This is a genomic window from Actinoplanes sp. NPDC049802 (genome assembly GCF_040656595.1).
Lineage (GTDB): Bacteria > Actinomycetota > Actinomycetes > Mycobacteriales > Micromonosporaceae > Actinoplanes.
Genome location: NZ_JBFAMR010000044.1, coordinates 20,245 through 47,216 on the forward strand (window position 1 = coordinate 20,245; position 26,972 = coordinate 47,216).

Here is a 26,972-nt window from a genome sequence, read left to right on the forward strand (position 1 = left end):
AAGCGGCTCTGGGTGACCCGTACCCATGTGGTCATGGATCTTCGTATCGGGCTGGAGCCGAATCCAACGTGCCGGGGCGTCGATGGGTGCGGGTCCGTGCCGGAAGTCCTCGTCCTTCTGCAGCGCGCCGGCGTGCCCGGATTCGCGGCTGAAGTACAACGCCATCTCGGCCTTCCGGCCTGGTAGCGCAGCCGTCCGAGGCGGCTGAAGGCGGGTGCAAATCAGGCTAACGGGCCGGCAGAATACCCCTTGAATGGCCAAACGTCCCGGCAGTGGAACGCCGGTGACGATGATCGGGTGGTTCGCGTGGTGCAACGTCCGGCCCACGCTGATCTTGAATGCGAACCACAGCCGGGTGGTCGGTGCTGTCGGGTACCAATGTGCCGATTTCGTGGCGCTTGATCGGTCGCGGATCGCTCAGGTCGCCAGACCCCGGCGGTACGCGTACACCACGGCCTGCACCCGGTCGCGCAGGTCGAGTTTGGTGAGGATGCGCGACACGTACGTCTTGACCGTCTCGTGGCTGATCACCAGGGCGGCGGCGATCTCACTGTTGGACAGGCCTTCCGCAATGAGCCGGAGCACCTCCAGTTCGCGCGGGGTCAGCGCGCCACCGTCAGGGTCGCCGTCGACCGGTCGGATGCGTGCCGCGTACCTGCCCACCAGTTGCCGGGTCACCTCCGGGGCCAGTAGCGCGGCGCCCGTCGCGACCGTGCGGATGCCGCCGAGCAGCTGCGCCGGTGGGGCGTCCTTGAGCAGGAAGCCGCTGGCACCAGCGCGCAGCGCCTCGTAGACGTACTCGTCGAGGTTGAACGTTGTCACAACGAGGACTTTCACCGGCTCGGGGACCCCGGCGCCGGCCAACAGCCGGGTCGCCTCGATGCCGTCAAGTACCGGCATCCGGACGTCCATCACCACCACATCCGGCCGGAGCCGGGCTGCCAGGCCGACCGCCGCTTGCCCGTCGCCGCACTCGCCGACAATCTCCATGTCGGGCTGGGCGTCGATGATCGTTGCGAAGCCGGCGCGGATCAGCTCCTGATCGTCGCAGACCAGCACCCGGATCGGCGCGGTCACGACGGGTTCCCGGCCGGGATGCGGGCCCGTACGAGGAAGCCACCGCCGGTCTGCGTGCCCGCGCTGAAGTCGCCACCGAGGACGGTGACCCGCTCGCGGAGCCCCGCGAGGCCGCGCCCGCTGCCGCCCGGGGATGCCCCACCGGATCCGGGGCCGTCGGTGCTGATCTCCACGGTCGTCTCCCCTTCCCCATGATGAACGTGAACCCTGGTCCGGCTGCCGTGCGCGTACTTCATCGCGTTCGTCAGCGCCTCCTGTACCACCCGGTACGCCGTCGCCTCCGCGCTACCGGTGGCGGCCGCCGGCGTGCCCTTGCGGACGAACTCGACCGGCTGCCCGGCCTGCCGGGTCTGGTCGACGAGGGTGTCCAGGTCGCCGACGGAGGGCGTGCGCGGGTCGCCTGTGCTGTAATCCGGGTTGAGCAGGCCGAGCAACTGCCGCAGGTCGCCGACGGCGCGGCGGCCGGTGCCGGTGATCGCGGTCAAGGCCTGATCCAGCTTGTCCGGGGCACCGGTCAGGTAACGCGCCGCCTCGGCTTGCACGACCATCGCGGTCACGTGGTGGGTGACGACGTCGTGCAGCTCCCGGGCGATGCGCGTGCGCTCCGCCGTACGGGCGGCCTTCTCGACATGGCGACGGCGTTCCAACTCGGCGGCCCGGTTCTGGCGCAGCCACGCTCCCACGCCCCATGCGAACGCCGACAGCAGGTAGAAGGTGGTGAACCCGGCGACGCCCTCACTGGAGCCGAGCTGATCGAGGGAGATCGCCAGAGACAGGTATGCCGCCGAGGCCAGAACCACGGCGACCCAGCGGCGCCGTTCCATGTGGGCGCCTGCACTGACGAGCGCAACGGCCAGTCCCGTACCCGCGAAGGTGTGGTAACTACGGAGCTGATCGACGGCGAAACCGAGCGACACCAGCGCGACGCAAACGGTCGGCCACTGACGGCGGACGGCCAGCGGCAGGCACTCCATGAGGATCACACCGACGGTCAGCGCATCATACGGGCGGTCCGGCAGATCGCCGAGCTGTGTACCGCGCCGCTCCAGCGCCGGGACCACCGCCGCGACGGCGAAGGCGAGGGCGAGCGGGAGATCCCGGACCGTGAACGGCCACTGCCGCCACAGATCCGGGAGTCTCCGGAGCTTGATCACTGGGTGACTGTAGCCGTTGCCGGGGCCTGCGCCGTGCGGCGACGGCTCGCGACGATGTGCCCGCGGCGCTTGGCCAGCCACAGGAACACCACGGTCAGCATCACGCCGGCCGACACCGCGTACAGGCTGCCCTCCGGGCCGAAGGCGCCCCCGCTGAGCGCGACCGGGCCCGACGTCGAGGCCTCCAGCAGCCCCTTCGACTGGCCGTTACCCGACACCACGACACTGAAGATGCCGCCGGCGGCGATGTTCCAGCCGAAGTGCAGGCCGATCGGGATCCACAGGTTCCGGGTGGCGGCGTAGCAGGCGGCCAGCATGAAGCCGGCCTCGATCGCGATGGCGATCGCTCCCCACAGGCTGGCGTCCGGGTTCGCCAGGTGCATCGCGCCGAACACCACGCCGGTCAGAGCGAGAGCTGTCCAGGTGCCTGTACGTTCCTCGATGATCCGGAACAGCACCCCCCGGAACAGCAGTTCCTCGGTGACCGCGGCAGCCGCCATGAACCCGAGCAGACCCAGCGCTCCCGTCGGCGATCCCCAGCCCTCGACGTGGTATCCGTCCAGGAACGCGATGCTGGCGATGACTGACCCGAACATGGCGAAGCCGATGAGCATCCCGCGGCCCAGCTTCCCGCCCCAGCCGTCCAGGCCGAGCTCGGTCGGCTCCCGGCGCTCGGTACGCCGCACGAGCCACCGGTAGACAACCACGCCCAGCACGGCCGTCACAGAGCCGATCACCAGGGTGAGCAAGAAGCTATCCGCGACGGCGGCGACGCTCTGGCCGCCGACGACGGCGACGGCGGCGAGGGCGAGAAGCTGTTTGACCAATCGCATGATGACTCCTTCGCGGGCCGCGACCGGAGCGCCGCGGCTACGAAGAAACCTATGGATTCGCGACGGCACGATCATCACCGTGCGGTGGACACTTGCGGGTAGCTCGCACGGGGGACAAGCCGGGCCGTCGCGATCCGGGTGATGTTCGTGTTCGGCCTTTGGCCGCGGGCGGTGCTGCTGGTGGCGGGGAACAAGGCCGGCGACTGGACCCGGTGGTATCGGACGGCGATTCCGATCGCTCAGACCGCGTACGACGGCCGGCTCGCTGCGGAGAGGAAACGAAGGGAGAACTCATGAGCGAGTTCCACGACGGGGAGGATCTCCGTGCGGAGTCGCACGACGGGGACGACGAAGCCGTCGAGCGGGAGAGGACCCGTCCCGGCGCATCCCTCTCCACCTCGATGTCCTCAACAGGACATCGAACCCGATCGGTGTCCTGAGGCGGCGGCGCGCCGCCCCGCACCGGGCATACTGTGTACCGCATCGCCGTCCGAGGAGCCGCTTGTGCCGCTGCCCACCGCCCTGCCGGCGGCCGTCCGGCCGTGGGCCCGGCCGCTCCGGCTGCCGAACCAGGCCACGCTCTGGGTAGACGCGGTGATCGCGGCGGCGGTGTTCGCCGGAACCGCCCTGCCGGTGCTGCTCTCCGACGACGGCCAGTGGTGGCACGTGCTGGTGGCGGCCGCCGGATCGCTGCCGCTACTGTGGCGCCGCCGCTACCCGCTGCTCACCACGGTCGTGGTGGGTCTGGCGATCAGCGTTCTGGGGCTGGCGCACCAACTGCCGCCGCTGCCGTTCGGGCCGCTCGTCGCGACGTACACCTTCGCGCTGCTCAGTCCCTCGCCCTGGCGGCAGATCGCGATCGTGGTGCAGTCCGTGGCCGTCGTGGTCTCGCTGGTGGTGCCGGGCGAGAACCCCGCCACCTTCGGGTACGTGGGCATGGCTTACGTGGCGGCGTACAGCCTGGGAGCGGGCGCCCGAGGACGGCAGGACCGGATGGCGATGCTGGAGGAACGGGCCGCCCGTGAGGAGGAGGAACGTGTCGCCGCCGCGGCCCGGGAGCGCAACCGGATCGCCCGCGAGGTGCACGACATCGTCGCGCACACGGTCGCGGTCATGGTGGTGCAGGCCGAGGCCGGGCCGGTGGTGACCCGCAACGATCCGGCCCGGGCGGAGAAGACCTTCGAGGTGATAGCGGAGAGCGGGAGAGCCGCGATCGCCCAGCTGCGCCGCTCGCTGAAAGCGCTCCGCGAAGCCGACGCCGACGGCCCGGCGCGCCCGCTGCACGGGGTGGCCGACGTCCAGGATCTGCTCGGTGAGGCCCGGCGTGTCGGACTGGAGGTGGCGCTGCGCTGGCGCGGGCCCCGGCGGACACTGGCGTCCGACGTGGACGCCACCGTCTACCGGGTCGTCCAGGAGTCGCTGACCAACACCATCCGGCACGCACGGGCATCCGGAGTGGACGTGCTGATCGAGTTCAGCGCGAGCGCGGTCGAGGTCACGGTGACCGACGACGGGGTCGGCGCGATGAACATCGGCGGGGGCTACGGGATGATGGGCATGCGGGAACGGGTCACCGCGTGTGGTGGCGAGCTGAACATCGGGTCGGGGCCCGGCGGCGGCGGCTTCGTCGTCAACGCCGTCCTGCCCGCGGAGTGAGCCGTGGACGACCGGGGAGTGCCGTCGGAGATGTTGCGCATCGTGGTCGTCGACGACCAGGATCTGGTGCGTGGGGGATTCATGATGATCCTCGACGCCGAGCCGGACATGACCGTCGTCGGTGAGGCGGCCGACGGCCTCGACGCGGTCCGGGTGGTCGCCGGGACACAGCCCGACGTGGTGGTCATGGACATCCGGATGCCCGGCCCGATCGACGGCATCGAGGCCACCCGCCGGATCTGCGAGACCACCGGCGCCCGGGTGCTCATCCTGACCACCTTCGACCTCGACGAACACGTGCATGACGCGCTGCGGGCCGGTGCCAACGGGTTCCTCCTCAAGACCATGCGCCGGGCCGAGCTGGTCGACGCGGTCCGGGTCGTCGCCAAGGGTGAGGCGCTGCTCGCCCCGACGGTGACCCGCCGGGTGATCGCCGACCTGGTCCGCCGGCCCCGGGCGGCGACCCGTCCGCCGGCCCTGCTGGACGAGCTGACCAACCGGGAACAGGAGACGTTGCGGCTGGTCGCGCGGGGACTGTCCAACGCCGAGATCGCCACCCGGCTGTCGGTCAGCGATCACACCGTCAAGACCCACGTGAGCAACGTGCTCACGAAGCTCGGCCTGCGGGACCGGGTGCAGGCAGTGATCTTCTCGTACGAGGCCGGACTGGTCAGCCCCGGCGACGAACCGGACTGACCGGTTCTCACCCGCGCGGGGGAGAGCAGATCTCGCTCTCGTCGGCGATCCGCTCGACGACCCGGATGACCAGGCTGAAGCGGTATCGATCTTCTGGCCTGAGGAGTCCCGTGATGATCCGTGCCATCACCCGTTCCGCGCGCCGGCACCCCGCCGTCGTGCTCGTCATCTGGCTGGTGATTGCGGCCGCCGGCTTCACCGTCGGCAACGGCGTCTTCGCCCGGATGACCACGACCGTCGGTGCCGTCGCCGGCAGCGAGTCGCAGCAGGGCGCCGAGGCGATGGGCGACGCCGACCTCGCGCCACCCGTGATCAACGCGGTGGTCTCCGGTGCCTCGACCGACGACCCCGCTTTCCGTACCGCCGTCTCCACCGCGGTCTCCGACCTGCGCGGCATCGACGGGGTCCTGGCTGTCAGCGACCCGTTCGGTGAGCAGGCGCCGGTCGCCGCCGACGGCAAGGCCGTCCTGATCAACGTGGAGCTCGCGCACCAGGGCGACTTGCTGGCCGACCGGGTGCAGCAGCGCCTCACCGACATCGACGGCGCGACCGTGGTGGCCTCGGGCGGTCCGCTCACCGACCGCGAGTTCAACAACCAGGCCACCTCGGACACCCGCCGTGCCGAGATCATCTCCGCGCCACTTCTGCTGCTCCTGCTGCTGCTCGTCTTCATGTCGCTGATCGCCGCCGGGCTGCCCCTGCTGATCGCCGTGGTCGGTGTCGGCGGGACGTTCAGCGCGCTGCTGGTGATGAGCTTCTTCACCGACGTCTCGATCTACTCGATCCAGGTCACCACGATGCTCGCCATCGGCCTCGGCGTGGACTACGCGCTGCTGATGGTCAGCCGCTTCCGGGAGGAGCGTGCGGTCATCGCGGATCCGTCGGAGGCGCTGGCCGTGGCGGCTGAACGGGCCGGCCGTACCATCCTCTTCTCCGGTCTGACCGTCGCGGTCAGCCTGGCCAGCCTCGTTGCCTTCGCCGATCCGTTCCTGCGGTCGATCGGCGTGGCCGGCGCCGCGGTGGTGCTCATCGACATGCTCGCCGCGATCACCCTGCTGCCGGCGCTGCTCCAACTGCTGCGCCACCGGATCAAGCCGGCCCGCGGACGGGGCGAACGCGGGCGGGCCTTCGCCGCGGTGGCCGCCGGGGTGCAGAAGATGCCGGCGCTCACGCTCTTCGCGGTGCTGATCGGCCTGGTCGTCGCCGGACTGTCGGTGACCGACCTGCGGCTCGACACCAGCAACCCGAAGTCGCTGCCGGCCGACAGCGCCACCCGCCGGCTCACCGAGGAGCTGCGGGAGCACTTTCCGGCCCTGGCCGGACCGAGCGCGATCACCATCGTCGCGCACACCAACCCGGACAGCCCGGAGCTCGCCGACTTCCAGCGGCGTGCCGCCGAGGTCCCCGGAGTGTCGGTGGTCGACCCCGGCCGTAGCGGAGGCGGTCTGACCGTCCTACAGGCCACCCCGGACGAGCCGACGAGCAGCCCGGAGACCGCGGGCGCGGTACGTGCTCTCCGTGACCTGGAGGCGCCGTTCACGGTGCAGGTCACCGGTGACGCGGCCCGCCTGGCCGACTACGAGCAGCAGCTCAAGGAGCGTCTCCCGATCACCGCCGGGATCGTGCTGCTGGCCACCTTCATCCTGCTGCTGGCCTTCACCAGGTCGGTGCTGATCCCGCTCAAGGCACTGATCACCAACCTGCTGAGCCTGGTCGCGTCGCTCGGCGTGGTGGTCTGGGTGTTCCAGGAGGGGCACCTGGTCGGACTACTCGGCGGGGAGCGCATGGACGGGATCGACCTGACCGTGCCGGTCGTGGTCGCGGCGATCGCGTTCGGTCTCTCCACCGACTACGAGGTCTTCGTGCTCTCCCGGATCCGTGAGCGCCGGCTCGCCGGTGCCGCCCCGGACCAGTCCGTTCGAGAGGGTCTCCAGCGCAGCGGGGGCATCGTGACGGCGGCTGCCCTGCTCCTGGCGGTCACCTTCGCCGGCTTCATGACCGGGGGCTTCGCGCCGATCAAGGAGGTCGGTCTGGGCCTGGTGCTGGCCGTCGCGATCGATGCGGTGATCGTTCGGATGCTGCTGGTGCCGGCGACGATGACGGTCCTCGGGCGGGCCGCCTGGTGGGCGCCGCGTTTCCTGGGCGGCCGGCCGCCGGCCCTCTCCGCTTCGCCCACCAAGGAACCGGAGCCTCAACTCACCCTGACAGACAGGGCTCGACGGTGATCAGGACCTACGTCCCAGGCGGCGGTGGTGTGCCCTCGTACCCTTCTTCACCGGTACCAACCGGCCGTGCACGACTCGGAGAAGCCCGACCGCCTTGGCCCAGGCGCCCACGATCGCCAGGCGGGGAAGTTCGGCGCTGCTGCGGGTGCGGAACATCCGGGTCCGATCACCGGGTCGATCTCGTCTCCGGTTTCCAGAAGACCGACCAGGTGTCGGGCGTCGGCCATGGTCGACTGGCCGGTCTGGGTCAGTTTGCGGCCGGGGCCGAACCAGTGGCTCAAAGCGACCACCTGCCGTAAGGCGGGTGCCGATGCTGCTGCGGCGGCCAGGTCTTCTTCAGTCCTTCGGCTGGCGTGCTGTGCGGCAAGGCGGGGACTCGTGACGTCGTCGACGCCATGGTGGTGACGGTGGCACTGGCGCACGGGGCGGTCGTGTTCACCAGCGATCCGGACGACATCATGCACCTGGGCGCCGCGGCCGAGGTGAAACCAGGATTGGTCGTACGCCGGGTGTGATCTGGCGGCTCAGACATCTGCGGCTATCGCTTCTCGACGCTGCTATTGGCGCCGTGAAATGGTCAAACGTCCAGGAAGCGGATTACCGGGGACGGCCGTTGTATGGTTCGCATGGTGCAACGTCCGGCCCATGTTGATCTGCCGGGTCGGCCGTCGTTCGCGCGGGGTATCGCGTTCGGGACGACTTCATCGGCAGGCTGATGCCCAGTTCTGCCAGGCGGCGCGCCATCGGTCGTTGGCGGCTGCCCGAGTGCGGGGTTCGGCGTCGATCGCGGTGGCGCGCCGCCATTCGTCCTGGGCCGGCCGACTGCGGACATCGGTCTCCAGGCCGGTGCTGTAGAACAGGATTTCGGTGACGGCTCGGCCGCGAAGCTCCTCGTCGGTGCGGAACCATTCGTACTCGTGGAAGAGGCTGGCCAACTCGGATGTCATGGCGCGGACGGCTTCGGCGGCTTCGGCCTCATCCCGGCCGCTCAGTTGCATCTGGCGCTGCACCGCGGCCTGCCAGAGTGCGGACCACCAGGCGGGCAGTTCGGGTGCGGGACCGCCGTCGGCCTGCCAGGCGGCCTGCGCGGCTGCGTTGCGTAAGACCGCGTCGGCCAGGGCCCGGTGAGGTTCGCGGCGCAGGCCGGCGGGGAGAGGTTCCGCCTCGCGAGCCGGTGGGGCGGCTCGGTGGGCGGAGTGGCTGCCGCGAAGGCGGTCGAGGATGGGCACGGGATCGGCGACTGTCTCGACGGCGCACGATTCCGGTTGCCAGTCCCTGCCGACGACGGTGATCTCGATGCCGGAGCGCTCGCCTCGCAATACCCACCAGCGGTGACCTGCGCGGAGCTGTCGGGCGTCGACGCGGTGGCCGTCGACCAGCAGGGTGGCCGGGCTCTCGTCCCAGGTCAACGCGGAGAGGCGGTCCCCGGCGCGGCGAACATGGTGTTCCAGAGCCTCGCGAAGGGGAACGGGGCCGATCGGCAGATCGGTCCAGCGGGCCGTCTCCACGTCGGCCCACGGGCCGTCGGGTGTGGGATACACCAGGTGTACGGCGGTGACCGTGCCGTCGAAGGTTTCCAGTCCCCCGAAGTGTTCCTGGGCGGGCCGCGACCCTTGGGTGAGGGTGTAGAGGGGCAGGCCGCTGGCACGCAGTTCGGCGTGGATGCGCTCGGTCTGACGGGCGAACCGTTCGTCGCGCCGGTTCGTGTCCTTGAACTCCACGTCGTGCCTTCCTGGTGTCGGTGGTCGCGCCGTTCCATCGATTATTCCGTGTGAGGGACGTGCCGATGGTGCCGTACGGCGCCATCGGCCGCGTATCAGGTGACGGTCGCCGAAGCCGTCGGCGAGTGGGAGAAGCAGACCCAGCCTGCCTCGGTGATCGTGTAGCTTCCGGCGGGTCACGGTGGCGTTCGCCCGCCGTCACCGGCCGACCTGGACGGCCTACCCACCCCCAGCGCGCCGGGCTGCTCGGCCATCAGGCAGCCGCGGGCCAGGTGCGCAACACCGGAGACGTCGACAGGGCACTCACCGGGAATGGCTGCGACTCCATCCCGCGAACGCCGGCCGCATCGCGACGCCCGCCGAAACGGGGACCCCGGACGATGGACGTGAGCCGGAGCAACAGTGGAGTCAGGGCACTGGCGGGTCGGGATGCTCGGCGAGGAAGCGGTCCGCGGCGGCGTCGTTGATCAGCGATTCGTCGAGCAGCCACTCGACGGCCCGGCGGACGGCCCGGGTGTCGCGGAAGTCGTACCAGGGTTGCAGGAGGTGGGGGTATTCCTCGTTCAGTTCGTTCTTGAACCGGCGGAACGCGCCGCGCCCGTCGATCGCACGGGCGAGCCGGCGGGATGCCCGATCGTCGCTGACGAGGTCGATGAAGTCCTCCATGTCCTGGTACCAACGTACGACGGCAGGGGCCGGATCACCTGAAGATCCAGATCGTCGAGGTCGACGGGATTCGTGCCGTCGACGCCACCCTCGCGGGTCCACAGGACGATCTTTCCGGTGGCCGGGTCGATCAGATGCCGGTGCTCGTCGTCGAGGTTCTGGTCCGAAAGCGCGAACGCGATCTCGTCGAGGTCGAACCGCTCGATCTCCAGCACTACCCCTCCCAGTGAATCCGTTGCATGCCGGTCACCTGCCCAGCCTTCCGGCAAGGATCACTGTGGAGATGCGCCGGTTGGCCTCAGCAGGGTCGCCGGAGGCGGTTCTCTATCCTGCCCGGGTGTCTTCGCTCAGTGATTCCGAGTTCGATGCCTTGGCCGCCGAGGCGGTCGTGGACTGCTACGACGAGCATGAGCAGCTCAGTGGCTTCTTCGCCATGATCGGGGGCGACCTGGCCGTGCCGTTCGAGACTGAGGTTCTCGGGCTGCCGGTGGTAATCCGGAAGGTGGATCGGCACTCGTCGGGGGTCGTGGCGATCGGGGTTCTGGACCTTCCCTTGCCCGATCCCGCACCTGACGGTGCGCAGTGGATCGGGGCGTACCGGCGGTGGGTGGGTGCCCGGTGAGCGAGTATCAGTACTACGAGTTCGTAGCGCTTGATCGGGCGTTGTCGGCGAAGCAGCAGAGTGAGTTGCGGGCGGTGTCGTCGCGGGGGCGGATCACGTCGTCGGGTTTCGTCAACGACTATCAGTGGGGCGATCTCAAGGCTGATCCGGCCAAGTGGATGGAGCGGTACTTCGACGCGCATCTGTATCTGGCGAACTGGGGCACACGGCGGATCATGCTGCGGTTGCCCCGGGCGGTACTGGCTCCGGAGACGGCGGAGGCGTTCTGTGCCGGGGAGTCGGCCGGCTGCTGGGCTACCCGTACCCATGTGATTCTCGATCTTCGTAGTGAGGACGAGGACGGTGACGAGGAATGGTGGGACGAGGAGAGTCGGCTCGCGGCGATCGTCCCGGCCCGGGCGGAGTTGGCCGGCGGTGATCGGCGGCTGCTGTATCTGGCCTGGCTGCTGTGTGTGCAGAGCCGGGAGTTGGACGATGACGAGCTGGAGCCGCCGGTCCCGGCCGGGCTGGCGAGGCTGAGCGGGCCGTTGCGGGCTTTGGCCGACTTTCTTCGCCTGGACCCTGATCTGCTGGACGTGGCGGCAGCGGCGAGCCGGCCGCTGACCGAGAAGGAGCCTTCCTCCGACGTGTTGCGCCGCTGGGTGAAGGGTCTGCCGGTGGCGGACAAGGACGAGGTGGTGCTGCGGGTGCTGCGCGGTGATGCCGGGTTGCTGCGGTCGGAGTTGCTGCGGCGATTTCATGGTGTTGCGGAGGAGTCGCCTGCCGGCGAGCGGCGGACCGCCGGGGAGCTGCTCGCTGCCGCTGAGGAACGCTGGGCGGTACGGCAGCAGCAGATCCGGGAACAGGAGGAGGCCGATCGTCAGCGTGGTGAGGAAGCGGCCGCTGCGGCTCGCGAGCAGCGCTTGGACGAGCTGGCACGCAACCCGGTCCGTACTTGGAACCAGGTGGACGAGTTGATCGCGACGAAGCGCCCGAAGGATTACGACACGGCGGTGATCCTGCTTTTGGATCTTCAGGCGCTGGCGGTGCGGGAGGGTGGGATCTTCGAGTTCGCGGAGCAGATGGCCCGGCTGCGGGAGCGTCATGCCCGGAAGCCGAGCCTGATCGACCGGTTCGACCGGGCACGGCTGGACTGAGCCGGGCCCTGGTCAATCCCACCAGAATTCCCACTGTGCGGCATCGACCAGCTCGGCCGCATACTCCTGCAAGGATGCGGTGCCCTGGGTGATGTTGTCCGGGCAGAAGGCCAGATGCTCGGCCGCGACCAGAAGAGCATGGTTCAGATCCAGCGGCGGGGCGGCCACGCTGAGGATCATGGTGTCGAAGCCGAGTGTGATCAGCCGGGCGCCGAACCGGTCCTCCCAGCTCCGCAGTACCGCTGAGATCCTCGCGGTGTCGCTTTCATGATTCACCGGACCGGCCCAGCCGATCAGTGCCGGAATGTCGGCGGCACGTGCGCATCGGACCAGACCGAGCCGGGCGTCGGTGACTCGGTCGAAGTCGACCAGCAACTCGGCCAGCTCGGCGGCGTGCTCGTCCGGGTCGGGTCCCTCGCCGGGTGGGGCCAAACCCGGCCAACCGTCGAGGAACGGCGCGATGATCTCACCCATCTCCTCGAGTTCCTCGTCGGGCGGCACCTGGCCCTCGAACCACTCTCGGATCAGCGCGGCGGGATCGTGGTCGCCGGGATCGCTGCCGGCCCGACGGCGATCGAGTTCGTCGCTCTCCCAGGGGCGCAGCGGTGTCTGGGACGTCAGGCTGTTCAGGAACAGCGGCCACAAGCCGGTCCGGGCGTACTGCGCATGCACGGTGCTCCACCAGCCGGACTCGACGGGGGACCGGCTCACCCAGAGCAGATCCTGCACTGAACGCCACTTCCCGTCGGTCGGGTCGGTCTCCAACCGTGGGCTGCCGTTTCGCTTGAGGAACATGCGCCGAAACTAGACGAAGGGTGTGACAGTTTCTGTTCGGTGTCGCCGGGCCGTCCGGCATTTCCTGAAATGGTAAGACACCTGGCCCCGTCACGATGACGAGGACCTGATCGAGTTGCGGGCGCCGGCCCGGTCGCGATGCCGGCATCACAAGGCTGGGGTCCGGCCGAGCAGATCGCCGCGGAGCCGGCGGCCCGGGGTGTCGACCGCACCGACCCGGAGGCGGTCGACGAAGCGATGCGGAGACTCAACGCCGAACGCCTCGCTCGATATCTCACCGATCGATCACTCTGTTCGGCGGCATACGTCATCGACCTCCAACGCTACAATCCTGCGATGCGTACGGTTTTCGCGTTCCCGGCGTCAAGTCGGGAGAAGGCCATCGAATTGCTCACGGAACACCTGCCGGAGCGGAGCCGTCCGTGGGTGATGAACGGTGCCCTGTACATCGATATCGAGGATGAGGGCAACGGGACCCTCTACGTCGACTGGGAGCCGGAGGCGCTGGCGGTGCTCGATGCTGCCGCGGGCCGTCGCCCGCACTGGGCAGTGCAGATCGACATCTCTGGGCGCATCGACGGAACGGCTGATGTCCGGCAACTGCTGGAGTTGCTTCTTTCCGCCGGGGGCGTGGCGTTCGATGACTACACCAACCACGCATGGAGCTTGCCGGAGATCAAGAATGGATCGACTTTCTCCGGTCTGGGATTTTTCGACTTCAAGAACTATCGCGGCGGTCAGTGCTGACGCGAACCGGGAAAGCCGTTCAGCGTCAGCCGAACGCGCTCCCGGCCGGGCTTGACACACTGCCCCGGAATCCGGCCGCGGCCCGGCGGCCGGGAATCTCCCCGTCGCCGCCCGTGCCGGCGGGATCTCCGGTTCGCTGAACGTACGGTCGGTGGGAACGGATCTGGCGCGAGCGGGACCCGCCTGTGGTGATCGCGTGTTTTGCTGGTGTCGGTCGAGCCTCATCCGAGTACAGGAGTCGCCGTATGGCCCGGTTCACCGTCACCCAGGTGGTGCATGCGCCCGCCACTTCGGTCTGGGCCGTGATGGTGGACTGGCGGCGGCACGGTGACTGGGCGCCGTTGACGGCCGTACGGGTGACGACATCCCGGCCTGACGGGGTCGGTGCGGAGTTCGTCGCCCGGACGGGGATCGGTTGGCTCGCGTTCGACGACCCGATGACGGTGGAACTGTGGCGGCCGCCGGGTGGGAACGACCCGGGCGATGAACCGGGCCGCTGCGAGGTGGTGAAGCGGGGCCGGGTGGTGCTCGGCCGGGCCGGGTTCTCGGTGGTGCCGTTGGACTCCGGCCGGTGCCGAGTCGACTGGGACGAGGACGTGACCGTGACGCCTCATCGCGTCACACGATTCGCCGGGCCGTTGCTGTCCTTCGCCGGACGTGTCGGCTTCGGGGCGACCCTGCGAGCGATGGCCGGGGACGTGGAGCGGCAGTCCCGCTGACGGAGATCGGGTCGTCCCCGCGAACCTGTGGCGGCCGATCAGGAGGTTGACGACCCGCGTCGGCGCCCGTCACGGCGTGCCCGGATGGCCGTTGTACGTCCCGTCGGCCTCGGTCACCGACCTGATCTCGGTCTCCTGCGCTCTGGGGTGCATCGCTCCCTCCGGTGTTCCGGTGATGCCTTCTCCGGACGCCAAGATCGTCTCAAAGGTGGGGCGGCCACCGCTACGCCACGCTCGCATGGTGTGGTTTGAGAGGTATGTGCCCCACCCCGGCGCAAGGCGGGATCATGTGCTGTTTCGGTGACGGTCGGCACGGATCGTAAGGCGCTGCGGAATGGCGCCCTGCCCACACAACGCGCCTCTTCCGGTTTCTGACGGGAAGGCGCGTTGCGTGGTCGGGCGGTTGCCGGTCAGCAGACGTTCAGGGCCTCACCGCAACGGTCGGGCGGGCTACGGCACGAAGCGAGAACGGCGGCGGCGTCCGATCAGGTAGGCGGCGCCGCCGAGGAGCAGGAGCGCGCCACCGGCACCGGCCACGGTCCCGACGTCGGCACCGGTCACGGGCAGCCCGCCACCCTCGCTGCCGGGGGCGGGGGTGGCGGTGCTGGCGGAGGCGGTAGGAACAGGTGCGGTGGATGTGGCGCTCGGTGTGGCGCTCGCCGTCGGTGTGGGCTGGGACGCGCAGTCGAGTGCACGTGCCGCGTACAGGCCTTCGTTCAGGTAAAGCAGAAAGGCATCGACGGTTCCGTCGTCGAGCACCTTCTGCGCGGCCGCCTTCAGGTTGGCGCCGGCGCCGGTCAACGTCCTGGTGGCCGAGATCCGCAGATCCGCCGTCCAGGCGAGCAGCATGCCCTTCTTGAGGAAGGCCCGCAGGTCGTCCGCGGTGCCGTCCAGCCGCTCCTGCATCTCGCCAGGCAGGACGGGCAGCGAGTTGGCCTTGGCCGCGGCCAGGATCTGGTTGGCGACGACGCGGATCTCCACATCGGTGGCGGTGTCCAGGTCGATGGTGACCAGTTCGCGGATGTCCGTGTAGAGCTTGCGCTCGACCGTCTGGCAGGCCGCGTCGAGCCCGGGCGTCTCGGCTCGTGCCGCCACCGCCGGCGTCGCGGGGATCAAGAGGACCAGCGCCGTCAGGACGCCGGCCGGAATCTTCCGTCGCATGTGGTCTTACTCTCTGTTGAAGATCAAGAGATGGGAAATACTACCGTCGATGGGCGTCAGGCCGGGCGGGAGATCTCGTCAGCGCCCGGGTACCGAACGCGGAACGGTGGCGACGTCACCGGCCGGCGTGATGCGTTCCAGTGCGGAGCCGGCCGCCTCGGCTAGCGCGGTCAACCGGTTCACCTGCGCCTCGGTGGCTTGGTGGGTCGTCGCCCAGTAGGCGCCGATCGCCCCGAGCGGGTCGGTCACCCGGATCGGGATCATTGCCAGCGCGCGTACGAATGTGGGCCGGTAGGCGTGCTGCGGCACCCGTTCGTCGATGCGGATGTCGGGGATGACCGCCGGTGTGCGCTGCAGCATCGCCCATCCGCTGATGCAGTCGGTGATCGGGAAACGCTGGCCTTTCCAGAGTGGACTGATCGCGTCCTCGTCGGCGTAGAAACACTGATCGCCGTCGCGCAGCACGACGGTGGCGCCTTGGGCGTCAGCCAGTGCCCGGGCGTTGGCGCGCACGAGTTGCTGCACCTCTTCCAGGGTTTCGGCCCGGCTCAGCGCGGTGATCACATCGGCCAGCATGTCGTCCTTGCCGAGCATCCGTTTACCTCCATGCGCCGTTGACATACCGCGATGTCACTGTAGTGGCGGCCGTTCCCGGTGGGATGCCTGCCTCCCGCGAGGCCGGAGGCGACGGCATGCCGGCAGCTCGATCCGCAACGGTACGACGGGCATGATCACATGACGGTTGGCCGGCCCGGATTTGCCGTCTGAACGTCGGCCAGTCCTAACCGGTGCGACGTGACAGCCGGTCGAATCGCCATGACTCCATGCGACGCCGTCCCGGTATGTTCCACCCGACCGACTGTGATGGTTCCTAGGTCAGAGCGGTTCGACGGCGCCACGGGCGATTCGTCCCGGGTTGTCCAGAGGTGAGCGATGATGACTGCGGGGACGCCCGTTCGGCGCCTTGACGCCGGGGCCGTGCCGGTTGCCCGGAACGCGTCGGTGATGATGCGGTCCCATGGCCCGGAGCCTGCCCGGATTCGCGCCCGCGCCGCAACAGCCGCCCGGGAGGCGGCTCGTGCCGTGCCCGCCGAGCGACCTCAGGATTCGCTCGCCGCTGATCGTGGTCGTCGGCGCGATCGTGTCTGACCCCGAGCGCGTGTGCCGACACACGCGAAGAGAGAGAGAAAGATATGCGCAGGCGCGTGCTGACTGCCTTCGCGGCCGTTGTCGCCCTGACGGTCACCGTGGGCGGATGCAGCGAATCCGACGAGAAGACCGAGGTTGAAAAGCCGATCGTGGTCGGATCCACCCTCTCGCTGACCGGTGCGTTCGCCGCCACCGCTCAGCTCCACAAGATCGCGGGTGAGGAGTTCGTCGCACGGCTGAACGCGGGCGGAGGGCTTCTCGGGCGGAAGGTCCAGTGGAAGGTGCTGGACGACCAGTCCGACCCGGCCCGGACCGGCCGGCTCTACGAACAGCTGATCAAGCAGGAGAAGGTCGACCTGCTGATGGGCCCGTACGCCACTCCGAACATCATGGCCGCGATGGCGGTGGCCGAGCGACACGAGTGGGTGTTGCCCCAGCACACCGCGGTGCTGGCGCCGATGCTCACCTACGGATGCCAGTTCCCGGCCTGGTCGATCGGCGCCACGCCCAACTCGTTCATCCCGAACCAGTTGTTCGACGCGGTCGCCTCGCTGCCCACGCCCCCCAAGCGGATCGCGGTGCTGACCAACGAGAGCGGTTCGGCGGCGTTCGTCTCCGACGGGCTCGGCAAGGACAAGTCCGGGACCCTCAGCATCGCCAAGGAACGCGGCCTGAAGGTCGTGGTGGACGTGCACTACCCGCCGACCACCACGGACTGGGCCCCGATCGCCGCCCAGTTGCGTGACGCCGATCCGGATCTGATCATCGACAACGGTCTCGGGGTCGACCTGGTCAACATCATGAAGGCGATGAAGAAGCTGAAGTATCAGCCGAAGAGGATGTTCTCCCTGTTCCCCGCGCCCGGACCGCTGCTGGCGCTGGGCGAGCAGGCGGAGGGCGTCCTCTCGATCTCGATGTTCGAGCCCAACAAACCGACGCTGGACCAGCTGCCCCCGGAGGCGGCCGAGATCACCGCCGAGTTCACCGCGCGGGCGAAGGCGGCCGAACTGCCGTACACCGTGTTCGAATCCCAGGCGGCGGCGTCCTGGAACGCGTGGGAGATCCTCGCCGACGGGGTCGGTATGGCGAACAGCACCGACCAGGGCAAGATCTGCTCCGCTCTGCACGACGACGGCGCTGACACCACGTTCAGCGGTCACCTCACCTTCCGCGCCAAGGACCACAACTTCTGGTCCACCACGCAGATGCTCAAGCAGATTCAGAACGGCGAGTGGGTGACGGTCTGGCCCCCCGACCGGGCTGCCGCCCGGCTCGAATAGGCCGGCCTCGGTGAGATCGGCCGGCGCGGCCCCGGCCGGCCGATCTCACCGGGAGCGCGATGTTAAGACCTCTATGATCACCTGGCAAGGTGTCCCACCCGCACAGGTGACTTAAGCCCCGGCAGTCTCAACTGGTACGCGCGATCGTCCAACCGGTACGCCGCAATCGTCGGTCAAGTCGCCGTCGATCCGAGTGACGTCACGCCGGTATCTTCCCCCTTGATCAATTCAGCCTGTGGCGGTTTCCCAGGTCAGAGCGTTTCGAGGGCAGCGCGGACGCTTGTGTTCCACGCTGTCCAGAGGGTGAACGATGATGACTGCAAGGGAGCGTCGGCGTGTGCGGCCGTTCGGCGGCGTAGCGCGGACGCTGTTGTCACTTGCCCTGATCGCGTCAATGACGGTGCTGTACTCCATGGTGTGGCAGTCGGTCGGGGAGCAATCCTCGTTCGCCGAGCTGGAGCGTCACGGCGTCAGGTACCTCAAGCCGCTGGTACAGCTCGAGATCGCCTTGACGAACGCGGAATCGATCGCGGTCAACGGCGACGCGGCGCCGGCCGAGCCGGTGGCCCGTGCGGTCGACGCCGTCTCCGCCGTCGACAAGGAGCTCGGCGAGGAACTCCGCACCCAGGAGCGATGGACCGAGCTGCGGAAGAAGATCGAAGCTCTGCCCGCCCGGGGCACCCACCAGACGGTCACCGCCGCGTACGGCGACGCCGGCGACCTGCTGCTCGCGCTGATTGACAAGGTCCGCAACAACTCCAAGCTGATCCGCGACCCGGAGGCGGAGACGTACTACCTGGGGGACGGCGCGACCCAGGAGCTTCCGGCGGCCGTCGTCGCGGCCACCCGCTACACGGATCTCCTGGTGAACGCGGCCGGGTCGTCAGCCGCGGGCAAGGCCCAAGCCGTGGTCGACATCAGCGTCGCGCGCTCCGAACTGGTCAGCAACGCGCAGGACCTCTACGACAACGCGCGGCTCGCGGTGGAAGGCTCCGGCAGCCGAAGCCTCGGCGGCGACCTGCTGAGCAAGTTCGACCGCTTCAACCGATCGGTCGAGAAGCTGGTGCCGTTGATGACGCCGATGCTGGACGGCAAGGGCCGCGTCGACGCGGCACAGGTCGTCAGCGCCCGCGACGAGGCGCAGGACGCCGCGGCCGAACTCTCGGAGGCTCTCCTCGCCCAGATCGACGTCGCGCTGCAGGACCGGCTCTCGTCGCTCAGCCAGCGCCGCCTGCTGGCGACCGGGGTGCTCGCGGTGGCTGTGCTGCTGGCGCTCGCGCCGGTCGCGGCGGGCCTGGCGAGCCGGCGGCGCCCGGACACGGCGGCGGACGACGAGGACCCGAAGCAGACACCTCCGCCGGCTCCGGCCCATCAGCGAGTGGCTGCACCGGTGGCCGTTGCGTCGACCCCGTGGCCGACGCAGTCGCAATGGCCCGACTCCAGGCCGCACGGCGGATCCGACGTGAACTCCGGACGGCGGGAGCGTTTCGGTGTTCCTCAGTAGGCTCCGCATCCGTGGCAAGCTGACGCTGCTGGTGACCATCCCGCTGCTGGCGATGTTCGTCCTCGTCCTGCCCGTGGTCCGTGACCAGGTCACCAGCTCCCGGAAAGCGACCGACATCGACGCCGCGGCCACGGTGGCCGGACGGATCGGCGCGGTCCTGCAGGATCTGCAGCGCGAGCGGCTGCTCTCGGTCGGCTACCTGCTCGGCGTCGTGGATCAGAACGACGTCCTGCTGCAGACCGCGTCGGTCACCGACCGGGTGACCGACGTGCTGCAGGACCTCGGCGACAGCCTGCCACCCCGGGTACGCGAGGAGATCGACCGCACGCAGCTGATGAACCCGCTGCGCCGCCGGGTGCTGGCCAAGACCGTCACGCCCGAGCAGGTGGTCGACGACTTCGTGCCGCTGCTCGACGGCCTGATCGAGTCTCTCGAGCTCGTGCAGCAGGCCGACGCCACTCTCGCCTCCGGCCGGCACCTCATCGCGCTGGACGCGTTGCTGCGCATGGACGAGTCCAACACCGAGAGCACCGCCCTGCTCGCCATCATGGCCGGGGAGGGAGTAGGGGACCTGCCCGGCCGATATCACGAGGAACGAGCCGAGTACAACACCTTCTTCGAACGATTCTCCGAATTCGCCACGCAGAGCCAGCGCGACCAGTACGACCTGGTGGCGGACGGCTTCCGGCGCCGCGTCGGCATCGACTTCGACGTCAAGTTCGAGGCCGATCCGGTCAGCGCGATGGCGAAGCGGCCGATCGGCACCCTGTTCACCACCCTGGTGTCGTTCAGCGCTCTCGGCACCTTCGTCGAGAAGGACATCGTCGAGGAGCTCACCTCGTCGGTCGCCGATCAGCGACGGCAACAGCTCACCTTCGCGTACGGCGTGGGCGGCTTCGCCCTGCTCGTGCTGCTCGCGGTGCTGATCCTGGTGGCGTTCGTGGCCCGGGCCGTGGCCGTGCCGCTGACCCGGCTCAGCCGCTCCGCCGAACAGGTGGCGGAGGCCGGCGAGACGGAACTGCGGCGGGTCGCCGACGACGACAGTGAAACGGTCGATCCGGTGCACCTCGAGGTGCTCGAGGTGAACTCCAACGATGAGATCGGTGACCTGGCGCGCGCCTTCGAACGTGTGCAGACCACCGCGTCGAAGCTCGTGGAACGCCAAGTGCTCAGCCGGCGCAACGTCGCGGAGATGTTCGGCCACATCGGACGGCGTACCCAGAACCTGGTCGGCGGGCAGGTCGACCTGATCGACGAGCTGGAGAACGAAGAGACCAGCCCGGACCGCCTGGCCAAGCTGTACCGGCTTGACCACATCGCCAACCGCCTGCGGCGCAGCGCCGACAGTCTCGTCGTGATCTCCGGAGCGGAGCGGGAGGAGAACCACCCCTCGCCGGTTCGGCTGGTCGACGTGGCGCGTCTCGCCCTCGCCGAGATCGAGGAGTACACCCGCGTCGACCTCGACGTTCCGCTCGATCTGGCAGTGGCGCCCGCGGCCGTCAGCGACCTGGTGCTGATGTGCGGCGAACTGCTCGAGAACGCGACCAACTTCTCCCCGCCGCACACCCGGGTCACCGTCAGCGCCCGGGTCGTGCCGGGCGGCGCGCACCTCGTCGTGGTCGACCACGGCATCGGGATGCCCGACGAGCGGCTCGCCGAGGAGAACACCCGAATCGCCCGCCGGGAGCGGCTCGACCTCGTACCGACTCAGGTCCTCGGTCTGTTCGTGGTCGGGCGCCTGGCCCGGCGCCACGGACTGGGCGTCGCCCTCCAGCACACCCCGGGTGGCGGTGTCACCGTCGTCGTGAGAATCAGCGGCGCACTGCTGGTCAGCCAGCCGGTGAGCGCGTCCGCGACACCGCCGCCGTCCGCCGCCGAGCCGGCGCAGTCGTCCTGGGGTGGCCCGCAGCCTGCCGCGACCCTGCCGGCCCCGTACCGGTCGGCGCCGGAGCCCGCGCCGCGGAGTCCGGAGCAGTGGCGGCCGCCCACCGAACCGGACCCGATATCGCGGATCACCGAGGTGATGAACCACTCGACCACCTGGAACGGCTTCGAGAAGGCCCGCAGCCTGCCGGCGCCCCCCAGCACGCCGGCGCCGACGGTCACGTTTCGCGAGCAGCCCTCCGGGTCCTGGCCGCACGCCCCGGCGACGCCGGCGCTCGAATCTCCGGCGTACTCCTCGGCGCCCGAGCCGCACCGGCGCGTGCCGGGAGCGCACCCGCCGGCGGTGACCAGCGCCGCGCTGTCGGATCAGGCGTTCGTGGAGGCGTTCCAGGCCGGTGCTCGCCGCGCGCAGAACGCCGCGGCCGCGCCGCCGGTCATCCCGCTGCCGCCTGCCGCGGAACCCGCGCCGGCCTTCCGGCCGGGCGACGGCGCCGCACCGGCCTCCGTCCCGCGCGGCGCCCCCGGACCCGGGATCCGGTCGCTCAACCGGCGGCAACCGGGCGCGACCCTGTCCGCACCCGACCTCGCCCCGCGCCGTGCCGCCGATCTGCCGCCGATCGACCGCGACCCGGACGCGGCCCGCAGCTTCGTCGAGCAGTTCGAATCGGGCGTCGCGCGCGCGCTTCAAGACGACGAAGCCGCACAGCGAAACGGACTCTGAGAAGGAAGTAGCACGATGGACAGCTCACCCAACAGCCCCGGCAACACAGTGCCGGGATCGCTGCAGACACCGGTCGTGGAGATCAGTGCCGAGGCGAAGACGTTCAACTGGCTTCTCGGCTCGTTCGCCACCAAGACGGCGGGCGTACAGGATGCAATCGTGGTCTCGTCGGACGGCCTTCTCATGGCGAAGTCGTCCAACCGGGAACGGGCCGACTCCGACCGCCTGGCCGCGGTGGTGTCCGGAATGGCCAGCCTGGCGGTCGGCGCGGCCGAGTGGTACAACCTCGGCTCGCTGAACCGTGTCGTGGTCGACATAACAGACGGCTACCTGGTGGTGACCTCGATCAGCCGAGGGTCGTTGCTGGGCGTCATCGCGAGCAAGTCGGCGAATCTCAGCACCGTGGCGTACGAGATGACGCTGTTCGGAACCCGGGCGGGAGCATCCCTGACGCCCGGATTGATCGCGGAACTGAAGAACGTCGTCCAGATTTGAGCGGCAACGTATCCGGCGCGCCGGCTCCCGAGCCGATCGGCAGGATCCCCCCGTACCTTCGGGGTTCCCCGAACAGCGCCGCCCCGATCGAAACCCCGCACCGAGACGCGGGCAACACCGGTGAACAGCTCCGGCAGCCGGCCGACCGTTCCGCTTCGCTGCGCCCGTTCGTCCTGACCGGCGGCCGGGTCAACGCGGTGGATCAGGAGATCGACCTCGAGACCCAGGTCACCCTCCGGCCTCTCGACCCGGCGGTGGGGCGGATGCCGTTCGCGTCGCTAGGCCCCGAGATGCAGGCCATGGTGGCGCTGTGCGGCGAGCCGATCTCGGTCGCGGAGATCTCGGCCCGGCTACGCCTGCACCTGGGAGTGGCCAAGATCCTGGTCGCCGACCTGCGCGTCGCCGGCTACCTCGACGTACACGTCGCGGACACCCTGACCGCGCCCTCCTCCGAGATCATTCTGCGAGTGATGCATGGACTCCGTGCGATTTCCTGACACGCCGGCCCTGATGACGACCGACCCGCCGATCAGGAGACCCCCGGTCCCGGTCAAGATGATCGTGGCCGGCGGCTTCGGCGTCGGCAAGACGACCACGGTACGGTCGATCTCCGAGATCGCCCCGCTGACCACCGAGGCCGAGATGACGGCCGTGTCCGTCGGCATCGACCAGCCGCGTGCGGAGAGCCTCAAGACCACCACGACGGTCGCCATGGACTTCGGCTGCGTGACCATCGACCAGAGCCTCAAGCTCTACCTGTTCGGCACGCCGGGGCAGGACCGGTTCGGTTTCATGTGGGACAGCATGGTCCACGGCGCGCTCGGCGCCCTCGTGGTGGTGGACAGCTCGCGCCTGGACGACTGCTACCAGGCCGTGGACTACTTCGAACAGGCCGGGCTTCCGTTCGCCGTCGCGGTCAACATGTTCGACGGGCGACTGGCGTACGACCTCAGCGAGGTGCGCTGGGCGCTCGCGGTCGGCGACCGGATCCCGATCGTGAGCTTCGACGCCCGCCGGCGTACGTCGGTGCGAGACGCGCTCCTGGTGGTGCTCGAACAGGCGCTGAACCACGCCGAACAGGCACAGGACGGCTGAGGCCCCGCAACCGCCGCCCGGCAGGCCCGCATTCGTGGACGATGCCGCCGGGGCGGCGAGCCGGGCGATGGCCACGGATGCGGCGATCCCCGTGCTCCCCGGCCGCTGCCGGCCGCGGGGCCCGCCGATCAGCCGTGCGTTCCGCCGTGCATGACGGTTCCGCCGGGCATGGTGTGCGTCGGCGGCGCCTGGTCGGCGGTCCAGCCGAGAACGGTGGGGTCCAGCATTCCGAAGATCATGGCGATGTGCGCGACGACGAGGAACGCGCCGACCATCCAGGCATGGACCTTCCGGCGGGTGTCGTCGTCGAGGTCGGCGCCGACGGCACGGGTCTCCAGCAGGGTCATCCCGTACAGGGGGACCAGGCCGAGCAGGTAGAAGCCGACGGCGATCACGTCCGCCGGGCCGCGCCACCCGCCGTCGCGGGTGAGGGGGACGACCGCGTGCACCATCAGGTAGCTGGTGACCCCGAGGAAGTACAGCCCGGCGACCAGGCCCGCCCACCTGTTGACGAGGGCGGACCTGCGGGCGCCGCCGCGGCTGAACAGGACGGCGAGCTCGGTGACCGCGACCGTCTCGGCGAGCACGACCGGGATGGCCATGAACAGGATCAGGTTCCACGGCTGGTTGGCCGCGAGCAGGCCCATGTAGTTCGTCGACCCCATGTCGGGCCCGGCCGGCCAGGCCGGCAGGAACGCCGCGCCGGCCGCGACGGCCACGGACAGCCCGGCGACGACGGCGGTCCACGGTCGCTGGCCACGCGCGGTGCCGGAGGGCCGTACGAGTGTCGCGGTCATGGCGATCTCCCGGGGTCGAGATGTCACACGGGCGGGGCCGTCGTCCGCCCCGTGACTGACGGTGCCGGGGATGCCGTGACCGGGCATCGGTCCAAGGTCCCGTCCTTCCGGTAGGTTCGCCACCCGCGGCCCTTCCGGTCGGCCCCCTCGGCGCTACCCCCTGCCGTCCGGCCCTGTCGGGTAGGAGTAACCCCACGTACTTTGATCACCATGCCGGACCTCATCACCAGCGGAGTCGTGTTCACCACGCCGCCTTCGCTGCCCCGCGGACGGCATGATCTGAGCCGCGAGCAGGTCACCGCCGCTCAACGGGAACGGATGCTGATCGCCGCCACCGAGTTGCTCGCCGACACCGGTCACCGGGGTTTCGGTGTCCGGGAGATCTGTTCGCGTGCGGCGGTCTCCAGGGCCAACTTCTACTCCTGCTTCGCCGACAAGGACGCGTGCGTCTCCGCGGCGTACGACCGTTTCATCGCCGTGTGCCTGGAGCGGCTGTCCAAGGTGGATTCCAGCGGTGACTGGGCCGATTGCGTGCGGGGTCTGGTCACGGCGTACCTCGGCACGCTGCACAGCGACCTGGCCTCGGCGCGCGCGTTCCAGGTGGAGATGGACGCCCTGGGCCGCGAAGCCCGCGGCCGCCGCCGCGCCGCCATCGTCCGGCTCGCCGAGTTCGTCCGTGACCTGCGGGAACGGCGGTTTCCCGACACGGCCGGGCAGGTTCCCCTGAGCGCCTACCTCGGCGCGATCTACGCGCTGCGGCAGATCGCGTCCGACGTGCTGGACGAACGCGACGAGCCGGAGCTGCTCTCGCTCGTCCCCGAACTGACCGGCTGGCTGACCCGGATGACTGAACCCGCACCGACCATGGAGTGGACACGATGAGCACGGCGAACTGCTACGCCCCGGCCGACGAGGTGGCCCGCCTGGCCGCGCTGCGACTCCACGAACCGTCGTCGCTGGGTGCGATGTTCCTGGACCGGGCCGGGCGCACACCGGACCGGGAGGCGTACCGGCGGCCGGAACCGGACGGCTGGCACTCGCAGACCTGGGCCGACACCGGTCAGGCGGTCACCGAGATCGCGGCCGGTCTGCTCGACCTCGGCCTGCGCCCGGAGGACCGCGTCGCGATCCTCTCCGCGACCCGGGTCGAATGGATCGAGGCGGACCTCGGTGTGATGTGCGCCGGCGGGGCGACCACCACCGTCTATCCCACGTCGTCGCCCGAGGAGACGATGCACATCCTCACCGACTCGGGCAGCCGCTTCGCGGTGGTCGAGAACGCGAGCCATCTCGGCAAGGTGCTTGCCGAGGGCTCACCGGTGGAACGCGTCATCCTCATCGAGGCCGGCGCGGAGCCCGGCGAGCGTGCGATCACCCTCGCCGCCCTGCGCGCCCGCGGCCGTGAGCTGCTCGCCGCCACGCCCGCACTGGTGACCGAGGCCACCGCCCGGGTCCAGCCCGATGACCTGGCGACACTGATCTACACCTCCGGCACGACCGGTCTGCCCAAGGGCGTGCGCGTCACCCACCGCAGCTGGGTCTACCAGGGCCTGGCGGCCCAGGCGATGGACATCCTCGCGCCGGACGACCTCGGCTACCTGTGGCTGCCCCTCTCGCACGCTTTCGGCAAGGCCCTGCTGGCGTGCCAGCTCGCGGTCGGCTTCAGCTTCGCCGTGGACGGCCAGGTCAACGGCATCGTCGAGCGCCTCCCGGTGGTTCGGCCGACCATCATCCCCGCCGTGCCCCGCATCTTCGAGAAGGTGTACGCCGGTGTGACCGCCCTGATCCGGCGTGAGGGCGGGCTGAAGGCGCGCCTCTTCGACTGGGCCGTCGGAGTCGGTGGCCAGGTGTCCCGTCTGCGCCGGGCCGGCCACAGCCCGGGACCGTTGCTCGCCGTCCGGTATCACCTCGCCGACCGGCTGGTCCTCGCCAAGATCCGCGATCGGTTCGGCGGGCGGGTGCGGTTCTTCATCTCCGGGGCCGCCGCCCTGTCCACCGACATCGCCGAGTGGTTCGACGCCGTCGGTCTTCCGGTCCTGGAGGGTTACGGTCTCACCGAGTCCTGCGCGACCACCGTCTTCAACCGGATCGGCCGCCCCGAGTACGGCACCGTCGGGCGCCCGCTGCCCGGCACCGAGGTGGCCCTCGGCGAGGACGGTGAGATCCTGCTGCGCGGTCCCGGCGTGATGCAGGGTTACCACCGGATGCCCGAGGTCACCGACGCCATCCTGACCGACGGCTGGTTGCACACCGGCGACGTCGGTGAGATCACGGCGGCCGGCTCGCTGCGGATCACCGACCGGAAGAAGGACCTGATCAAGACCTCGACCGGGAAGTACGTGGCACCACAGGCCATCGAGACCCGGTTCAAGGCGATCTGCCCGCTGGCCGGCCAGATGGTCGTCTACGGCGAAGGGCGCAAGTTCGTGACGGCCCTCGTCGACCTCGACCCCGACGAGGCGCGCAAGTGGGCGGCCGAGCACGGCCTCGCCGGCGCGACCCATGCCGAGATCGCCCGATCGTCGCAGCTTTTCGACGAGGTCGGCGCCTATGTCGAACGGCTCAACGCGACCCTCAGCCCTTGGGAGACGATCAAGAGGTTCCTGGTGCTCGACCACAACCTCGCCGTGGAGAGCGGCCACCTGACGCCCTCGCTCAAGCTGCGCCGGCGGGTCGTCGAGCACCGTTACCGTGACCTGTTCGACGAGCTCTACGCGGCGCCGTAGGCGCCGGCCCGCCGACCGGTCATCGCGGCCCACGATCCGCACGGCCGGCCGGTAAACAGGTTGTCCGGCAGTGCTGCCGTCACCGAGGATTCAGCGTGCTCAATCTTCGGGGG

At 69.6% G+C, this 26,972-nt stretch carries 27 protein-coding genes; 18 read left to right on the forward strand and 9 right to left on the reverse strand.

The genetic code is table 11. The features are described 5' to 3' along the window. Window positions 1-417 precede the first annotated feature (417 nt). The 3 genes from AB0I88_RS26660 to AB0I88_RS26670 are packed head-to-tail and all read right to left on the reverse strand — an operon-like array spanning window position 418 to window position 3,064. Window positions 418-1,077, reverse strand: coding sequence for a response regulator transcription factor (locus AB0I88_RS26660; protein ID WP_361030040.1), 660 nt, complete (start codon window positions 1,075-1,077; stop codon window positions 418-420). Continuing rightward, window positions 1,074-2,231 (reverse strand): histidine kinase, encoded by a 1,158-nt coding sequence (locus AB0I88_RS26665; RefSeq protein WP_361030043.1) that lies wholly within the window; start codon window positions 2,229-2,231, stop codon window positions 1,074-1,076. The genes AB0I88_RS26660 and AB0I88_RS26665 overlap by 4 nt, the downstream gene beginning before the upstream one ends. Beyond that, a complete protein-coding gene (locus AB0I88_RS26670; protein WP_361030046.1) occupies window positions 2,228-3,064 on the reverse strand; it encodes a CPBP family intramembrane glutamic endopeptidase in 837 nt (278 codons plus the stop codon). The genes AB0I88_RS26665 and AB0I88_RS26670 overlap by 4 nt, the downstream gene beginning before the upstream one ends. Window positions 3,065-3,196: 132 nt before the next feature. Here AB0I88_RS26670 and AB0I88_RS26675 point away from each other — a divergent pair, with 132 nt between their 5' ends. The 6 genes from AB0I88_RS26675 to AB0I88_RS26700 all read left to right on the forward strand — a co-directional run bounded on the left by AB0I88_RS26675 (window position 3,197) and on the right by AB0I88_RS26700 (window position 8,156). Continuing rightward, window positions 3,197-3,361: a hypothetical protein gene (locus AB0I88_RS26675; protein WP_361030171.1), complete on the forward strand. Its 165-nt coding sequence runs from the start codon at window positions 3,197-3,199 to the stop codon at window positions 3,359-3,361. Next, complete coding sequence (locus AB0I88_RS26680) at window positions 3,358-3,504, forward strand: hypothetical protein (RefSeq protein ID WP_361030049.1); 147 nt, start codon at window positions 3,358-3,360, stop codon at window positions 3,502-3,504. Before AB0I88_RS26675 ends, AB0I88_RS26680 begins: the two co-directional genes overlap by 4 nt. 64 nt (window positions 3,505-3,568) lie before the next feature. After that, a complete protein-coding gene (locus AB0I88_RS26685) occupies window positions 3,569-4,720 on the forward strand; it encodes a histidine kinase (protein WP_361030052.1) in 1,152 nt (383 codons plus the stop codon). 30 nt (window positions 4,721-4,750) lie between these two features. Continuing rightward, on the forward strand, window positions 4,751-5,416 hold the full coding sequence (locus tag AB0I88_RS26690) for a response regulator transcription factor (RefSeq protein ID WP_361030174.1): 666 nt from the start codon (window positions 4,751-4,753) through the stop codon (window positions 5,414-5,416). A 113-nt stretch (window positions 5,417-5,529) separates the two neighbouring features. After that, window positions 5,530-7,641 carry an MMPL family transporter gene (locus AB0I88_RS26695; RefSeq protein ID WP_361030055.1) on the forward strand — a complete coding sequence of 704 codons (2,112 nt, stop codon included), beginning with the start codon at window positions 5,530-5,532 and terminating at the stop codon, window positions 7,639-7,641. A gap of 353 nt (window positions 7,642-7,994) precedes the next feature. Beyond that, window positions 7,995-8,156: a hypothetical protein gene (locus AB0I88_RS26700; protein WP_361030058.1), complete on the forward strand. Its 162-nt coding sequence runs from the start codon at window positions 7,995-7,997 to the stop codon at window positions 8,154-8,156. Window positions 8,157-8,342: 186 nt separating this feature from the next. Here AB0I88_RS26700 and AB0I88_RS26705 read toward each other — a convergent pair whose 3' ends face one another. After that, the gene (locus AB0I88_RS26705) at window positions 8,343-9,362 is read right to left on the reverse strand and encodes a hypothetical protein (RefSeq protein WP_361030061.1); all 1,020 of its coding nucleotides are present in this window, start codon (window positions 9,360-9,362) and stop codon (window positions 8,343-8,345) included. 408 nt (window positions 9,363-9,770) lie between these two features. After that, entirely contained in the window at window positions 9,771-10,028 is a 258-nt protein-coding gene (locus tag AB0I88_RS26710) for a UPF0158 family protein (RefSeq protein ID WP_361030064.1), read from the reverse strand. Window positions 10,029-10,365: 337 nt separating this feature from the next. On the opposite strand from AB0I88_RS26710, the gene AB0I88_RS26715 reads away from it, so the two are divergent. Together AB0I88_RS26715 and AB0I88_RS26720 are read left to right on the forward strand one after the other, a co-directional pair. Continuing rightward, the gene (locus tag AB0I88_RS26715) at window positions 10,366-10,650 is read left to right on the forward strand and encodes a hypothetical protein (RefSeq protein ID WP_361030067.1); all 285 of its coding nucleotides are present in this window, start codon (window positions 10,366-10,368) and stop codon (window positions 10,648-10,650) included. Further along, complete coding sequence (locus AB0I88_RS26720; RefSeq protein ID WP_361030070.1) at window positions 10,647-11,786, forward strand: hypothetical protein; 1,140 nt, start codon at window positions 10,647-10,649, stop codon at window positions 11,784-11,786. Before AB0I88_RS26715 ends, AB0I88_RS26720 begins: the two co-directional genes overlap by 4 nt. A 12-nt stretch (window positions 11,787-11,798) precedes the next feature. Here AB0I88_RS26720 and AB0I88_RS26725 read toward each other — a convergent pair whose 3' ends face one another. Then, window positions 11,799-12,581: a DUF4253 domain-containing protein gene (locus tag AB0I88_RS26725; protein WP_361030073.1), complete on the reverse strand. Its 783-nt coding sequence runs from the start codon at window positions 12,579-12,581 to the stop codon at window positions 11,799-11,801. A gap of 138 nt (window positions 12,582-12,719) precedes the next feature. On the opposite strand from AB0I88_RS26725, the gene AB0I88_RS26730 reads away from it, so the two are divergent. Continuing rightward, window positions 12,720-13,328: a hypothetical protein gene (locus AB0I88_RS26730; protein WP_361030076.1), complete on the forward strand. Its 609-nt coding sequence runs from the start codon at window positions 12,720-12,722 to the stop codon at window positions 13,326-13,328. A 245-nt stretch (window positions 13,329-13,573) separates the two neighbouring features. Beyond that, on the forward strand, window positions 13,574-14,047 hold the full coding sequence (locus AB0I88_RS26735; RefSeq protein ID WP_361030079.1) for an SRPBCC family protein: 474 nt from the start codon (window positions 13,574-13,576) through the stop codon (window positions 14,045-14,047). A 450-nt stretch (window positions 14,048-14,497) separates the two neighbouring features. Here the strand turns inward: AB0I88_RS26735 and AB0I88_RS26740 are convergent, their stop codons facing one another. After that, window positions 14,498-15,208: an LPXTG cell wall anchor domain-containing protein gene (locus AB0I88_RS26740; protein ID WP_361030082.1), complete on the reverse strand. Its 711-nt coding sequence runs from the start codon at window positions 15,206-15,208 to the stop codon at window positions 14,498-14,500. 78 nt (window positions 15,209-15,286) lie between these two features. Next, on the reverse strand, window positions 15,287-15,802 hold the full coding sequence (locus AB0I88_RS26745) for a GAF domain-containing protein (RefSeq protein ID WP_361030085.1): 516 nt from the start codon (window positions 15,800-15,802) through the stop codon (window positions 15,287-15,289). A gap of 611 nt (window positions 15,803-16,413) precedes the next feature. Here AB0I88_RS26745 and AB0I88_RS26750 point away from each other — a divergent pair. The 6 genes from AB0I88_RS26750 to AB0I88_RS26775 all read left to right on the forward strand — a co-directional run bounded on the left by AB0I88_RS26750 (window position 16,414) and on the right by AB0I88_RS26775 (window position 23,336). Further along, the gene (locus AB0I88_RS26750) at window positions 16,414-17,637 is read left to right on the forward strand and encodes an amino acid ABC transporter substrate-binding protein (RefSeq protein ID WP_361030088.1); all 1,224 of its coding nucleotides are present in this window, start codon (window positions 16,414-16,416) and stop codon (window positions 17,635-17,637) included. 394 nt (window positions 17,638-18,031) lie between these two features. Then, window positions 18,032-19,141, forward strand: coding sequence for a hypothetical protein (locus AB0I88_RS26755; RefSeq protein ID WP_361030091.1), 1,110 nt, complete (start codon window positions 18,032-18,034; stop codon window positions 19,139-19,141). Next, entirely contained in the window at window positions 19,128-21,746 is a 2,619-nt protein-coding gene (locus AB0I88_RS26760; protein WP_361030094.1) for a nitrate- and nitrite sensing domain-containing protein, read from the forward strand. The genes AB0I88_RS26755 and AB0I88_RS26760 overlap by 14 nt, the downstream gene beginning before the upstream one ends. Window positions 21,747-21,761: 15 nt before the next feature. Beyond that, window positions 21,762-22,241, forward strand: a complete 480-nt coding sequence (locus AB0I88_RS26765) for a roadblock/LC7 domain-containing protein (protein ID WP_361030096.1) — start codon at window positions 21,762-21,764, stop codon at window positions 22,239-22,241. Next, window positions 22,238-22,738, forward strand: a complete 501-nt coding sequence (locus AB0I88_RS26770) for a DUF742 domain-containing protein (protein WP_361030099.1) — start codon at window positions 22,238-22,240, stop codon at window positions 22,736-22,738. Before AB0I88_RS26765 ends, AB0I88_RS26770 begins: the two co-directional genes overlap by 4 nt. A gap of 13 nt (window positions 22,739-22,751) precedes the next feature. Beyond that, on the forward strand, window positions 22,752-23,336 hold the full coding sequence (locus AB0I88_RS26775; RefSeq protein WP_361030102.1) for an ATP/GTP-binding protein: 585 nt from the start codon (window positions 22,752-22,754) through the stop codon (window positions 23,334-23,336). A 128-nt stretch (window positions 23,337-23,464) separates the two neighbouring features. Here AB0I88_RS26775 and AB0I88_RS26780 read toward each other — a convergent pair whose 3' ends face one another. Beyond that, window positions 23,465-24,133 (reverse strand): DUF6803 family protein, encoded by a 669-nt coding sequence (locus tag AB0I88_RS26780; protein WP_361030105.1) that lies wholly within the window; start codon window positions 24,131-24,133, stop codon window positions 23,465-23,467. A 210-nt stretch (window positions 24,134-24,343) separates the two neighbouring features. Between AB0I88_RS26780 and AB0I88_RS26785 the strand changes: the two genes are divergently transcribed. Then, the gene (locus AB0I88_RS26785; RefSeq protein ID WP_361030108.1) at window positions 24,344-25,015 is read left to right on the forward strand and encodes a TetR/AcrR family transcriptional regulator; all 672 of its coding nucleotides are present in this window, start codon (window positions 24,344-24,346) and stop codon (window positions 25,013-25,015) included. After that, on the forward strand, window positions 25,012-26,859 hold the full coding sequence (locus tag AB0I88_RS26790; protein WP_361030111.1) for a long-chain fatty acid--CoA ligase: 1,848 nt from the start codon (window positions 25,012-25,014) through the stop codon (window positions 26,857-26,859). The genes AB0I88_RS26785 and AB0I88_RS26790 overlap by 4 nt, the downstream gene beginning before the upstream one ends. Window positions 26,860-26,972 lie beyond the last annotated feature (113 nt).